The sequence below is a fragment of the Geminicoccus roseus DSM 18922 genome, assembly GCF_000427665.1.
Taxonomy (GTDB): domain Bacteria; phylum Pseudomonadota; class Alphaproteobacteria; order Geminicoccales; family Geminicoccaceae; genus Geminicoccus; species Geminicoccus roseus.
In genome coordinates this window covers 83,630-95,812 of the sequence record NZ_KE386572.1, presented here as the reverse complement: position 1 = coordinate 95,812, position 12,183 = coordinate 83,630, and the positions used below count along the sequence as shown (strand labels likewise).

General features: G+C 72.4%; 13 protein-coding genes. 2 read left to right on the top strand and 11 right to left on the bottom strand.

Annotated features, from left to right (window positions below):
• The first annotated feature begins 2 nt into the window (after nucleotides 1–2).
• A complete protein-coding gene (locus GEMRO_RS26965; RefSeq protein ID WP_035484597.1) occupies nucleotides 3–1,163 on the top strand; it encodes an alpha-hydroxy acid oxidase in 1,161 nt (386 codons plus the stop codon).
• A 75-nt stretch (nucleotides 1,164–1,238) separates the two neighbouring features.
• Nucleotides 1,239–2,981, top strand: coding sequence for an allophanate hydrolase (gene atzF / locus GEMRO_RS0101790; RefSeq protein ID WP_027132642.1), 1,743 nt, complete (start codon nucleotides 1,239–1,241; stop codon nucleotides 2,979–2,981).
• Here atzF and hpxZ read toward each other — a convergent pair.
• The 11 genes from hpxZ to GEMRO_RS26940 all read right to left on the bottom strand — a co-directional run bounded on the left by hpxZ (nucleotide 2,963) and on the right by GEMRO_RS26940 (nucleotide 12,167).
• A complete protein-coding gene (hpxZ, locus tag GEMRO_RS0101785) occupies nucleotides 2,963–3,361 on the bottom strand; it encodes an oxalurate catabolism protein HpxZ (RefSeq protein WP_027132641.1) in 399 nt (132 codons plus the stop codon). The genes atzF and hpxZ overlap by 19 nt on opposite strands.
• Nucleotides 3,358–4,749 carry an AtzE family amidohydrolase gene (locus GEMRO_RS0101780; RefSeq protein WP_027132640.1) on the bottom strand — a complete coding sequence of 464 codons (1,392 nt, stop codon included), beginning with the start codon at nucleotides 4,747–4,749 and terminating at the stop codon, nucleotides 3,358–3,360. Before GEMRO_RS0101780 ends, hpxZ begins: the two co-directional genes overlap by 4 nt.
• A complete protein-coding gene (locus GEMRO_RS26960; protein WP_035484595.1) occupies nucleotides 4,746–4,967 on the bottom strand; it encodes a DUF4089 domain-containing protein in 222 nt (73 codons plus the stop codon). Before GEMRO_RS26960 ends, GEMRO_RS0101780 begins: the two co-directional genes overlap by 4 nt.
• Nucleotides 4,964–6,046, bottom strand: coding sequence for a cyanuric acid amidohydrolase (gene atzD, locus GEMRO_RS0101770; protein WP_027132639.1), 1,083 nt, complete (start codon nucleotides 6,044–6,046; stop codon nucleotides 4,964–4,966). Before atzD ends, GEMRO_RS26960 begins: the two co-directional genes overlap by 4 nt.
• Nucleotides 6,046–6,723 (bottom strand): biuret amidohydrolase, encoded by a 678-nt coding sequence (biuH, locus tag GEMRO_RS0101765; protein WP_027132638.1) that lies wholly within the window; start codon nucleotides 6,721–6,723, stop codon nucleotides 6,046–6,048. Before biuH ends, atzD begins: the two co-directional genes overlap by 1 nt.
• Nucleotides 6,724–6,878: 155 nt before the next feature.
• A complete protein-coding gene (locus GEMRO_RS26955; protein WP_035484593.1) occupies nucleotides 6,879–7,829 on the bottom strand; it encodes an isopenicillin N synthase family dioxygenase in 951 nt (316 codons plus the stop codon).
• A gap of 194 nt (nucleotides 7,830–8,023) precedes the next feature.
• Nucleotides 8,024–9,340 carry a histidinol dehydrogenase gene (gene hisD / locus GEMRO_RS0101755; protein WP_027132637.1) on the bottom strand — a complete coding sequence of 439 codons (1,317 nt, stop codon included), beginning with the start codon at nucleotides 9,338–9,340 and terminating at the stop codon, nucleotides 8,024–8,026.
• Nucleotides 9,341–9,496: 156 nt separating this feature from the next.
• Nucleotides 9,497–9,913 carry a phage holin family protein gene (locus GEMRO_RS33955; RefSeq protein WP_035484591.1) on the bottom strand — a complete coding sequence of 139 codons (417 nt, stop codon included), beginning with the start codon at nucleotides 9,911–9,913 and terminating at the stop codon, nucleotides 9,497–9,499.
• Nucleotides 9,914–9,924: 11 nt separating this feature from the next.
• Nucleotides 9,925–10,365: a DUF883 family protein gene (locus tag GEMRO_RS26945; protein WP_157505417.1), complete on the bottom strand. Its 441-nt coding sequence runs from the start codon at nucleotides 10,363–10,365 to the stop codon at nucleotides 9,925–9,927.
• A 93-nt stretch (nucleotides 10,366–10,458) separates the two neighbouring features.
• Nucleotides 10,459–11,259 carry an ABC transporter permease gene (locus tag GEMRO_RS0101740; RefSeq protein WP_027132636.1) on the bottom strand — a complete coding sequence of 267 codons (801 nt, stop codon included), beginning with the start codon at nucleotides 11,257–11,259 and terminating at the stop codon, nucleotides 10,459–10,461.
• Nucleotides 11,256–12,167 carry an ABC transporter permease gene (locus GEMRO_RS26940; RefSeq protein WP_051328577.1) on the bottom strand — a complete coding sequence of 304 codons (912 nt, stop codon included), beginning with the start codon at nucleotides 12,165–12,167 and terminating at the stop codon, nucleotides 11,256–11,258. The genes GEMRO_RS0101740 and GEMRO_RS26940 overlap by 4 nt, the downstream gene beginning before the upstream one ends.
• Between the last annotated feature and the right edge of the window lie 16 nt (nucleotides 12,168–12,183).

Below are 12,183 nucleotides of genomic sequence, written 5' to 3'. Positions count from 1 at the left end.
CCATGGCCAGGCTGGACCGCGCCGCCTCGATCGCCGACCTGCGGGAGCTTGCACGGCGCCGCCTGCCGCGCTCCGTGTTCGAGTTCATCGACGGCGGTGCTGGCGACGAGTGGACCCTGCGCAACAATACCGGCGACCTGGACGCCATCCGGCTGATGCCGCGGGTGGCGGTGAACGTCGCCGCCCGCTCCACCGCCACGGAAGTGGTGGGCCATGGCTCGGCCCTGCCGCTGGTGCTGGCGCCGACCGGCCTGGCCGGCTTCTTCCGCCCGGGCGGCGAGCTCCTGGCGGCGCGGGCGGCCGGCCGGGCCGGGATCCCCTTCTGCCTGTCGACCAACTCGGTGGCGTCGATCGAGGAGGTGGCGGCGGTGCCGGGGGTGGACCGCTGGTTCCAGCTCTACTTCCTGAAAGACGCGGCGTTGATGAGCTCGATGCTCCAGCGCGCCCGCACGTCCGGCTACCGGGTGCTGTGCCTGACCCTCGACCTGCCGGTGCAGGGGCGGCGCGAGCGCGACCTGCGCAACGCCTTCACCGTGCCGCTGCGGCCGACGGCCCGGATGATCGCCGAGGTGCTGGCGCGGCCGGCCTGGCTGTCCGGCTTTCTGCGCTCGGGCGTGCGCTTCGGCAATTTCGAGGGGGCGGTGCCGGACAAGGGCTTCGGCAGCATCGCCCAGCACATCGCGAAGCTCTGCGACGCCTCGGCCGACTGGGCGACGGTGGAGCGGATCGCGAGAGAGTGGGGCGGCCCGTTCGTGGTCAAGGGCGTGCTGCATCCCGCCGATGCCGAGCGCGCGGTGGCGATCGGGGCGAGCGCGGTGGTGGTCTCCAACCATGGCGGCCGCCAGCTCGACCATGTGCCCTCGGCGACCGCGGCCCTGCCGGGCGTGGTGGCGGCGGTGGCCGGCCGCGCCCAGGTGATCCTGGACGGGGGCGTGCGCCGCGGCATCGACCTGATCAAGGCAAAAGCGCTGGGGGCGGATGCCTGCATGATCGGCCGGCCGTTCCTGTGGGGCCTGGCGGCGGCGGGCGAGGCGGGGGTCGACCGGGCGATCGCCATCTTCAGGGACGAGCTGGATTCGTCGATGGCGCTGCTGGGCGTGACCTCGATGGACCAGATCAGCAGGGCCTGCCTGGATGGACGGAGCCTGCCCGGCCGTCCTTGACCGGGCATCGCCCTCCTTGCGGCATGGAGCTTGCAGCAGCACGAGGCTCGGGCAGGCAGCGCGGAAGGCGGGACGATGATGGCAACGGTGGCGGAGATCCTGGCGGCGCATCGCGGCGGGGCGGACCCGCAGGCGACGGTCCGGGACTGCTACGCGCGGATCCGCGGCCATGGTGACCCGGCGGCGTTCATCACGCTCCGGCCGGAGCCGGAGGCGCTGGCGGCGGCGGCGTCCCTGGCACCAGGCGACCGCGAGCGGCTGCCGCTGTTCGGGGTGCCGTTCGCGGTGAAGGACAATATCGACGTGGCCGGCCTGCCGACCACCGCCGCCTGCCACGCCTTCGCAAGAATGCCGGCCCACTCCGCCGAGGTGGTGCGTCGCCTGGAGGCGGCCGGCGCGATCCTGGTCGGCAAGACCAATCTGGACCAGTTCGCCACCGGCCTGGTCGGCGTGCGCAGCCCCTATGGCGTGCCGCGCAACCCGCGGGTGCCGGACTGGGTGCCGGGCGGGTCGTCCTCCGGCTCGGCAGTGGCGGTCGCGGCGGGCCTGGTGCCGCTGGCGCTGGGCACCGACACGGCGGGCTCCGGCCGGGTGCCGGCCGCCCTGAACGGCCTGGTCGGGCTGAAGCCGAGCCTGGGCCTGGTCTCCACCGCCGGGGTGGTGCCGGCCTGCCGAACGCTGGACGTGGTCTCGATCTTCACCCGCGACGTGGCGGGTGCAAAAGCGGCGCTGGAGGTGATGGCCGGCCACGACCCGGACGACGCCTATTCCCGCCGCCTGGCCCTGGCGCCCGGCGGCGCGCTGGCGCCGGGGATGCGGCTGGCGGTGCCGGATCGGGCCAGCCGGGTGTTCCTGGGCGATGCCATGGCCGAGGCGGCGTTCGATGCCGCCCTGGCGCGGCTGGAGGAACAGGGGGCGGAATTGGTGCCGGTGGACCTGGCGCCGTTCTTCGCGGTGGCCCGGCTGCTCTACGAGGGGCCCTGGGTGGCGGAGCGCTATGCGGCGGTCGAGGACCTGCTGGTCCGCGACCCGGACGCGCTGCACCCGGTGACCCGCCAGATCATCAGCCAAGCCTCCCGCCACGACGCGGTGGCGGCGTTCAAGGCGTTCTACCGGCTGGCGGAACTGAAGCGGCAGACGGAGGGCCTGTGGGACAGGGTGGCGGCCATGGTGGTGCCGTCGATCCCGCGCCCGGTGACCCTGGCCGAGATCGAGGCGGAGCCGGTGCTGCGCAACAGCGAGCTTGGCACCTACACCAATTTCGTGAACCTGCTGGACCTGGCCGCCCTGGCGGTGCCGGGGCCGCTGCGCGCGGACGGCAACCCGGCCGGGATCACCCTGGTGGCACCTTCCGGGCAGGACCGGCGACTGGCCTCGCTGGGTGCGGCGTTCCTGGGCGAGGCGCTGCCCGGCCCTACGATGCCCGAAGGGTTCGTGCCGTTCCTGGCGGTGGGCGCGCATCTGGCCGGCCTGCCGCTCAACCCGCAGATCACGAGTGCGGGCGGGGTGTTCCTGGAAGAGGTCCGCACCGCCCCGGACTACCGGTTCTACGCGCTGCCGGGCGGGCCGCCGCACCGGCCGGGGCTGATCCGGGTGGCACCCGGCACCGGTGCCCCGATCACCGGCGAGATCTGGGCGCTGCCCGAGGCGGCGTTCGGCCGGTTCGTGGCGGCGATCCCGGCCCCGCTCGGGATCGGCAAGGTGGTCCTGGAGGACGGTCGGGTGGTGTGCGGCTTCGCCTGCGAGGGCATCGGGATCGAGGGGGCGCAGGACATCACCGGGTTCGGCGGCTGGAAGGCCTATCTCGCCTCCGTATGATCCTGGATCACCGAGACATGGGCGGCGGCGACCTTCCAGCCGCCCTCCGTGCGCACCCAGGTCTGCTGCTGCCGGCCGACCCGGGCGGGCTGGCTTGCCCGGTGGAACAGGGTCGAGGCGATCGCGGTGTTCTGGCCGAACGTGGTGATCACCGTGCGGCTGAGGCTGCGCTCCAGGCCGGCGGCCGGCCGGGCGGCGCGGAACGCCTGGATCTCCGCGTAGCCGTACAGGTTCTCGGCGATCCCGAAGCGGATCGTGTCGGGATGGTCCAGGAACAAAGCGCCGAGCGTGGCGACGTCGTTCTCCACCAGCGCCTTCTCGTAGGCGGCAAAGGCGGCCTCGACCTCGGCCTTCACCTGCGGCAGGTCGCGCTCGGTCATGCGTCGTATCCTTTTGCGATCCCGCCCTGCGCCGCCCCGGTCCGCTCCAGGTGGCGGGCCACCCGCAGCGCCAGGTCGTCGCGGCCGGGGGCGGCGATCACCTGGACGCCGATCGGCAGAGACGCCACCGAGCGCACCGGCACCGCCACCACCGGCAGGCCGATCGCCGAGATCGGCTGGGTGAACAGGCCGATGTTCGGGCGCAGCGGCTTCTCGACCCCATCCAGGGTCATGGTCTTGGCCCCGGAAAGCGGCGCCACGCAGGGCGTCGCCGGCGCCAGCAGGATGTCGACGCTGCGGAAGACCTCGCGGGCCTGCTCCAGGACGTGGCGGCGCAGCTTCTGGGCGGTGACCACCCAGTGCGCCGGCAGCATCAGGCCCGCGATCAGCCGGTCGCGCACCTCGGGGTCGAACTCGGGCGCCCGGCTGCGCAGCCGCTCGCGGTGCAGGGCGGCGCCCTCGGCCATGGTGATCAGGTAGGCGGCGGCGCGCACCGCCTCGGCCCCCTCCAGCCGGACCCGCCGCCTCGCGTCCAGCGCGCCGGCGACATGCTCCAGCGCCGCCAGCGCCTCGGGCTGGGCGTTCTGGACGAACCAGCCGTCCAGCACCGCGATCTGCAGGCCGGCGATGCCCTGCTCCAGGCCGGGCAGGACCGGGGGAGCCGGGGAGCGCGGCACCACCGGGTCGTCCGGGTCGGCGCCGATCCAGGCGTCGTGGACCAGGGCCAGGTCGCGCACCGAGCGGGCGAGCGGGCCGACATGGTCCAGGCTGGCGACGAACGGGAAGCTGCCGCCGCGCGACAGCCGGCCATAGCTGGGCTTCAGGCCGAACAGGCCGCAGAACGACGCCGGCACCCGGATGGAGCCGTTGGTGTCGGAGCCCAGCGCCAGGGGTGCGAAGCCGGCCGCCACCGCGGCGCCGGAGCCGCCGGACGAGCCGCCGGTCATCCGCCCAGGGTCGTGCGGGTTCAGGGACGGCCCGTCATGGCAGTTGCGGCCGGTAAAGTCGTAGGCGTACTCGCCCATGTTGAGGGCGCCCAGCAGGACAGCCCCGGCCGCTTCCAGGCGGCGGATCGCGGTGGCGTCGCGAACAGCGGGCGGGCGCGTCCGGTTGATCCTGGAGCCGGCCCGGGTCGGCAGGCCCTCAATGTCGAACAGGTTCTTCACCGCGAACGGCACGCCCTTGAGCGGCCGGGGGCGGGGATCGGCATCCAGGCTGGCGGCCCGGGCCAGCGCCCGCTCGGCCAGGAGGTCGGTGAACGCGCCGAGCCGGCCGTCATGGGCCCGGATCCGCGCCAGATGGGCCGTCACGATCGCGCCGACGCTGGCGCCGCCGGCCTCGACCAGCTCGGCGAGCGCGTGGCCGGGCAGGGCGCAGAGCTCGCTCACGGCGCGAACACCGGCAAGGGCTCGGCCTGGTCGGGCAGGTCTTCCCGCTCGACCAGGGCCGCCATGGCGAAGGCCACCTTCAGATGGGCCTGGACCTGGTCCTGCCAGCCGGGCTCGATCGCGATCCCGTTCACCGTCGAGCAGGCCTCGATCAGGCGGACGAGATCCTGGTCGGTGGGAGGAGCCGGAAGGGTCCGGCTGGTGTCCTGCTCGCTCATGTGCGCTCCGCGATGATGGCGACCGGCCCGCCGCCGTCCGGTCCCTGATGCTCCGCCCCGCCCGAGACGAACAGCTCGGCATGGCCGATCAGGCCGGCCAGCACCCCGCCGACAAAGGCGCGGGCATGGCGGGTGGCGGAGATGTCGCTGTCGTCCAGCATGGTATGGCGGCGGCCGCGCAGCCGGCCGCTGGTGCCGGCCTCGGCCTTGGCCAGCAGGGCCACGACCCGGTGGCGCTCGGAGGGGGCCAGCTGGGCGCGGACCGGCAGGCCCAGGCGGACCAGGGTGTCGCGCACCGGCTCGATGTCGAGCTGGTCGGCCATCACCGCATGATCGACCACCAGCGGCCCGGACCAGTGCTGGCTCATGCCCAGGACCAGGATCTCGTGGTTGGCCAGTTCCACCCCGGCCGAGCTGCTGGCGCGCCCCGACCACAAGGCGGGATCGGCGCCGATCGCCTGGTCGGTGACCTGGTCCGGCGCCAGCTCGCCCAAAGCCAGGGCGACGCCCAGGGCGGCGGCACCCCGGGACAGGCCCATCGACTTCAGGGTATCGCGGGTGCGGACCTCGCCGGTGGCGGCGGCGATCCGCTCGGCGGTCAGCAGCGGCACCTTGACCTGCACGAAATGCACATCGGCCGGGTCGTCCAGCCCGGCCTCGGCCATCGCCGCCAGCACGCCCTGGCGGACCATCTCGGCCTGGGCGGTCCGGCCCAGCGCGGAAGCCGGCAGCTCGGCGGTGTGGTGGGCGCCGATGGCGAGGGCCGGGCGGAGGCCCTGGTCGTAGGCGCTGCGCTCCAGCACCAGCCAGTGCGGGGCAAGGCCGCCCTCGGTGCCGCCCGACATCACGTAGACGATCCGCTCCACAGCCGTTTCGGGCAGGTGGCGGCGCAGGCTGGCCTTCAGCGCGCTCACCGCGAACGCGCGGGTGAAGTCGTTGACGCAGCCATTGCCCTCGGTCTTGCCCAGGATCGCCACGATCCCGGCGGGGTCGATCACGCCGTCGCCGATCAGCCGGTTCAGGCCCTGCATGTCGTCAGGCGAGGCTGCCGGGATGCGGTGGACGCGGGCCTGGGGCATCAGGCGAGGCCGGCCAGCAGGGCCTGACTGGTCGCGACCGCGCCGAACACCCCGCCCTGCATCTTGACCATCCGCAGCGCCGCCAGATGGTTGGCGTGGTCGGTGGCGCCGCAGCAATCCTCCAGCAGCAGGCACTCGAAGCCGCGGTCGTTGGCCTCGCGCATGGTGGTGTGCACGCAGACATCGGTGGTGATGCCGGTGAGCACCAGGTTGGTGATGCCGCGGTTGCGCAGGATCAGCTCCAGGTCGGTGGCGCAGAAGCTGCCCTTGCCGGGCTTGTCGATCACGATCTCGCCCGGCAGGGGCGCCAGTTCGGGGATGATCTCCCATCCGGGCTCGCCGCGCACCAGGATCTTGCCGCACGGTCCCGGATCGCCGATGCCGGCCCCGATCCGTTGCGAGCGCCAGCGCTTATTGGCCGGCAGGTCGGCCAGGTCCGGGCGGTGGCCTTCGCGGGTGTGCACGATTGCGTGGCCGGCACGGCGCATCGCCGCCAGCACCGCCCGGATCGGCTCGATCGGCGCGCGGGTCAGCGACAGGTCGTAGCCCATCGCGTCCACATAGCCGCCCTTGCCACAGAAATCGGTCTGCATGTCGATCACGACCAGCGCGGTGTTGTCCACGCGCAGCCCGCCGTCGAACGGCCACGGATAAGGATCCGAATCGATCGTGGTCATGCCTGCACCCATCCGCCCGGCGGCCCGGCCATCTGTGACCGGGCTCTCGCCTGCAGGAACGGGCAAGCTCCGTGCCACCCGCCGGCGCGGTCGGGCGGGTCGGCCCGGAATGCCCGGATCCGCTGCTCAGAACAGGGGCATTGCCTTGTTCTTGATCAGCCTGCCTGCTGGTGGGCAAAGCCCGGATAGGGGCGCTCGCGCGAGTAGGCGGCGCCGCTGATCGGCGCGTAGCGGGCCGGACGGTCCGGGGCGATGCAGGTCGGCAGCACCGCGACGCTGGCTTCCGGGTTCGGGCCCAGGAAGAAGGCCAGCGAGTAGCGCCCGGCCGGGTTGCGGTTGACCACCCGGTGCGGGGCGGAGACGTAGGTGTCGTTGGTCCAGCGCACCAGGCAGTCGCCGATATTGACCACGAACGCGCCCGGCACGTGCGGCACCGGCAGCCAGGAGCCGTCTGGACGGCGGACCTCCAGCCCGGCGCTGCCGTCGGTCATCAGCAAGGTCAGCGCGTTGGAATCGGTGTGCTCGCCCGCCCCGATCGGGCCGTCTGGCCCGGCCGGGGGATGCGGCAGGTAGTGGAGCAGGCGCAAGGTCGCGAGCGGGCGGTCGAACTTGTCCTCGAAGAAGTCGGCGGGAAGGCCCAGATCGCGGGCGATCGCCTGATGCAGGCGGCGGCCGACCGACCAGCACGCCCAGAAATAGGCCTGCATCGTGTGGCGGAACGCGCGGTCCGCGGGCCACTGGTTGGGGGCGCGCATCGGCATCCCCATGGCCATCTCCGGATGGTCCTGCTGCAGCTCCAGCCCGATGTTGAACGCCTCGCGCAGGTCGGCCGGGCGGGCAGGGTCGAGCCGCTCGGCGCCGAACGGAACATAGCCGCGGCCATCCGCGGAGCGGCTTGCCGCCAGCTCGCGCTTGGCGGCCTCGTCCCTGGCGAAGAAGGCGGCGGTGTGCTGGAACACGGCACGGACCAGGTCGCGCGGGATGCCGTGGCCGGACAGGTAGAAGAAGCCGGTCGCGCGCGCGGCGCGCCCGACCGCGCGCGCCAGCTGCTCGACGTCGCCGCCGCGGGCGGTGGCGTCCACGATCGGCAGGTCCAAAGAGGCCATGAAACGCCCTTCGATGGGTCGAACCCCGTCAGGCCCGATGCAAGGACCGGGCCGCGTCGATGATCGCGCCCCCGCCGGGGCGGCGGTCCCCGGCGTCGAGGTCTAGCACCGGCGCCGGCCGCCCTGGGGAGGATGCGGTGCGCGGAGGTACATAGGGACGTTCCGTGACGGTTCTGTTCCGCTAGGACCAACCGTCAGCGGCGATAACGCTCGCGCAGCTCGATGGCGTTGGCGTGGGCGTCGAAGCCCTCGTAGCGGGCCAGGCGGCGGGCCGGCTCGGCCAGGCGCTCGTAGCCCGCCCGGGTGGCGTAGCCGATGCCGGTGCGCTTGAGGAAGTCGAACACCGAGAGCGGCGACCAGGTCCGGGCGTTGCCGCCGGTGGGGAGCACCGCGTCCGGCCCCAGCACGAAATTGGCGATCACGATCGGGGTGTTCTCGCCCAGGAGGATCTCGCCGGCATGCTCGATCCGGTTCATCAGCCCCATGGGCTCGGCGGCCAGGATCTCCAGATGCTCAGGCGCGTACTCGTTCACGAACGCCACCGCGTCGTCCATGTCGCGGGCGACCAGGATGCCGCCGCGCGGGCCGCTGAGCACGGTGCTGGAGAATCCCACCCGCTGCTCGCCCATCCTGGCCCACAGGTCCGGCAGGACCCGGGCGGCCGCCTCGGCGACCCGGCGGGACGGCGTCACCAGATAGGCCGAGCTGTCCGGCCCGTGCTCGGCCTCGATCAGCAGGTCGAGAGCGGCGATTTCCGGGTTGGCGTGCTCGTCGGCCAGGATGATCGCCTCGGACGGGCCGGCCGGCAGCCCGGTGTCCATCCGGTCGGCCAGGAGCTTCTTGGCCGCCACCAGCCAGGGGGAGCCCGGACCCACGATCTTGGCGAGCTTCGGCAGGCTGTAGGTACCGTGCGCGGCCGCCGCCACCGCTACGGCGCCGCCGGCCTTGTAGACCCTGGACACGCCCACCCGGCGCGCCGCCACCAGGCTCGCCGCGTCGACCCCGCCCTCGGGCGTCGGCGGGGTCAGGATCACGATCTCCGGCACCCCGGCCACCACCGCGGGGATGGTGGTCATCATCACCACCGAGGGGAAGGAGCCCTTGCCGCGCGGCACGTAGCAGCCGCAGGACGGGATCGGCCGGTGCCGCTCGCCCGCAAAGGCCCCCTCGCGGATCTCCTCCAGCCACATGGGCGGGGGCATCTGCTTTTCGTGGAACAGCCGGATGTTGCGGGCGGCCTCCTCGATGGCGGCCTTGACCTCCGGCTCGACCAGCGCCTCGGCGTCCTCGAACTCCTGCTCGGTGGCGAACAGCCGGTCGGGGCTGAGCGGCGCGCCGTCGATCTCGCGGCCGAGTTCGGCCACCGCGCGGTCGCCCCCGCCGGCGACCCGGTCGGCGATGGCCCGCACCGGCTCCAGGATCGCCGAGACGTCGTGCTCGGCGCGCTTCATCAGCGCCGCCCGGGCCTCGCCCGACAGCTCCGCCAGATCGATGATGTTGGCGCCTCGCATGGTTCCTCCAGGGGGTTGGCGTCGCGGAACCTAGCCGCCCGCCGCGCAGGAGCAACCGGCTGCATGCGGTCCCGGCGCGAAAAGCGACCGAGGCGAGCGGTCGCCCGCTCGCCTCGGCCCGTGATGTCCGCCGGGTCCCCGTCCAGGAGACCGGGCTCAACGCTTGCGGAAGAACTCCATGGCCGCCCCGGCGACCAGGCTCAGCAGCACGATCTGGCGGGGGTGCCGGAGCACCTTCATGACCAGGGGCGTGGCCAAGGTCGCCATCTGCATCGAGGGCGGCGGTGCTGCCAGGGCCAGCATCCGGGCGCGCCGCTCGGCCCGGCGCGCAACCACGGCGCCGATCAGGCCAACCAGGGCGGCCGCGATCACCAGGATCGCGCCCACCACCAGCGAGGCGGCCCAGGCCGGCATGACGCCGAGCATCCCCAGCCGCGCGGCGTCGAGGAAATAAAGGAAGGCGATCAGGCCCAGGAGACCCGCCACGGCATAGGCGCCGAGGCGGGTGGTCAGGGCACGCACCTGCGGACGCAGGATGTCCACCGGCAGCACGGTCCGCAGGAGCGGCCACATCGGCAACGACCTCAGCGACGCAGGAACTGGGCGAACAGCATGCCGAGGCCGAACGACACCAGGACACTGGTCAACGGACGCTCCTGCACCAGCCGCTCGGCTTCCTCGAGCTTGCGCCCGCCGAAGTCCTTGGCGTCGTGGGACAGATGGTCGACCCGACGGCTCAAGGTCTCCAGACCGTCGTGCAGGCGGTGCTTCGCCTCGTCGCTGGCATCGGCGCCCAGCGCCACCAGCTGGCCGCGCAGCACGTCGAGATCGCGCTTGAGCTGGTCATAGTTGGCGCTGAGCGACTGGCGGGCATGTTCGGCGGTGTGCAAGGCTTGCTCTTTCGCGTCGCGGGCGGTGTCGCGGATGGAGTGGCGCACGTCGCTGCCGACGTCACGGGCGCCCTGTCGAAGATCCTCGCCCGTCTTGCGGGCAGAGTCGCGGATATCTCCAGCGGTGGTGGCCACGATACTTCCCTCCATGTGTCGGATCAACACTCACAGAAACGTGAGTGTAGATCCGTTGGGCGATCAACGGGCTTGGGCGGAGCAGGTTCCGGATCAGCGCGAGCGCAGGAACAGGTCGAGCCCGACCAGCCGGTCGAGCAGCCAGACCGCAACCAGCGCCACCAGCACGTAGATCGCGGAAACCGCTGCCAAGTCCGGGGTGATGATCGCACGAATCGACGTGTAAATCTGCACCGGCAGGGTGACCGTGCGGGCATCGGTCAGCATCAGGCTGACCAGGAACTCGTTGAACGCCAGGATGAACATCAAAAGGCCGCCGGTCACGATCCCGGGCATCACCGCCGGCGCGGTGACGGTCACGAATCGGTGCAGGGGTGCCGCGCCCAGGTTGGCTGCGGCGTTCTCCAGTTCCGGGTCCAGATGGTTCACCGAGGCGCTGACCGCCCAGAGCATGAAGGGCAGGTTGATGATGCAGGCGGCCAGCCCCACCGGCCACAGGCTGCCCAGGATCCCGATCTCGCCGAACAGCACCATCATGCCGAGCCCCGCCACCACCAGCGGGATCGTGAACGGCAAGAGCAGCCACAGCCGGATCAGCGCCGCGGTGCGGAAGCGCCAGCGGGCCAGCGCCAGGGCGGCGAGGCTGCCGGCCGGCACCGCGATCGCGGTGGAAACGGTCGCCACCAGCAGCGAGCGGCCGAACGCGTCCAGGAAGGCGCCGCCGGCGAACAGCTCGGCATACCATCGCAAGGAGAAGCCCTCGGGCGGGAAGCGCACGATCGAGCCGCTGGTGAACGAGGCCAGGAGGATGATCACGGTCGGCAGGGCCAGGAACACTAGGTCGAACAGGACCAGCCCGCCGATCAGCAGGCGCTTGCCGCGCTCGCCGGTCATGAGCCGCCCCCCTTGCCCGAGGGCGCGGCATGGCCCTCGACCGCCCGGATGCCGAGCAGCGCCATCAGGAGCGCGGTGAAGCCGGTGGACACGATCACCACCATCAGGGCCAGGGCCGAGCCGAGCCCGGCGTCGGAGGTCGAGAACCAGGCCTCGTAGACGGCCTGGGCGGCGAAGTCGAACTTGCCGCCGCCCATGATCTGCGGGATCGCGTACTCGGTGAAGCTCAGGGTGAACACCACGATCCCCGCCGCGACCAGGCCCGGCCGCGCCAGCGGCAGGACCACGTGGCGGAAGGTGCGGACCCAGCCGGCACCCAGCGAGGCCGAGGCCAGCTCCAGTTCCTCAGGGATGGCGGTCAGCGCCGGCGCCAGCATCAGCACCGCGAACGGCAGCATGTACTGGACCAGGCCCAGCACCACCGCCGAGGGGGTGTAGATCAGCGCCAGCGGCTCCAGCCCGAACCAGGCCAGCATGCTGTTCACCAGGCCCTGGCGGCCCAGCACGATCAGCCAGCCATAGGCGCGCACGACCTGGCCCAGGAAGAACGGCAGGAACAGGCTGATCAGCAGGAACTTGCGCCAGGCCGAGGAGGAGGTGCGCACCAGGGCGTAGGCGTAGGGGAACGCCAGCAGCAGGGTGAGGAGCGTGGTGGCGACCGAGGCCCATAAGGTGCGCCAGCCGACCAGCCAGGTGGCGCGGCGCTCGATCGCGGCCGCGTAGTTGGCGAGCGACCAGTCCTCGCTCAGCATGAAGGTCGAGGTGTCCAGGGTGCGCAGCGACATGTCGCCGATGAACACCAGCCCCACCGCCAGCACCGAGACGAGCAGGAGGGCCGGCAGCAGCAGCATCCAGCCGTCGGCGAACGCCATGGCGGGCGGCCACAGCCGCCGGCGTCCAGCCTCCATCACGTCGAGCCACGCG

Excerpts from the sequence above, each read along its gene's own strand:
- GEMRO_RS26965 (WP_035484597.1), top strand. The coding sequence starts at position 3 with ATGGCCAGGCTGGACCGCGCCGCCTCGATCGCCGACCTGCGGGAGCTT.
- atzF (WP_027132642.1), top strand. The coding sequence starts at position 1,239 with ATGATGGCAACGGTGGCGGAGATCCTGGCGGCGCATCGCGGCGGGGCG.
- hpxZ (WP_027132641.1), bottom strand. The coding sequence starts at position 3,361 with ATGACCGAGCGCGACCTGCCGCAGGTGAAGGCCGAGGTCGAGGCCGCC.
- GEMRO_RS26960 (WP_035484595.1), bottom strand. The coding sequence starts at position 4,967 with ATGAGCGAGCAGGACACCAGCCGGACCCTTCCGGCTCCTCCCACCGAC.
- atzD (WP_027132639.1), bottom strand. The coding sequence starts at position 6,046 with ATGCCCCAGGCCCGCGTCCACCGCATCCCGGCAGCCTCGCCTGACGAC.
- biuH (WP_027132638.1), bottom strand. The coding sequence starts at position 6,723 with ATGACCACGATCGATTCGGATCCTTATCCGTGGCCGTTCGACGGCGGG.
- GEMRO_RS26955 (WP_035484593.1), bottom strand. The coding sequence starts at position 7,829 with ATGGCCTCTTTGGACCTGCCGATCGTGGACGCCACCGCCCGCGGCGGC.
- hisD (WP_027132637.1), bottom strand. The coding sequence starts at position 9,340 with ATGCGAGGCGCCAACATCATCGATCTGGCGGAGCTGTCGGGCGAGGCC.
- GEMRO_RS33955 (WP_035484591.1), bottom strand. The coding sequence starts at position 9,913 with ATGTGGCCGCTCCTGCGGACCGTGCTGCCGGTGGACATCCTGCGTCCG.
- GEMRO_RS0101740 (WP_027132636.1), bottom strand. The coding sequence starts at position 11,259 with ATGACCGGCGAGCGCGGCAAGCGCCTGCTGATCGGCGGGCTGGTCCTG.
- GEMRO_RS26940 (WP_051328577.1), bottom strand. The coding sequence starts at position 12,167 with ATGGAGGCTGGACGCCGGCGGCTGTGGCCGCCCGCCATGGCGTTCGCC.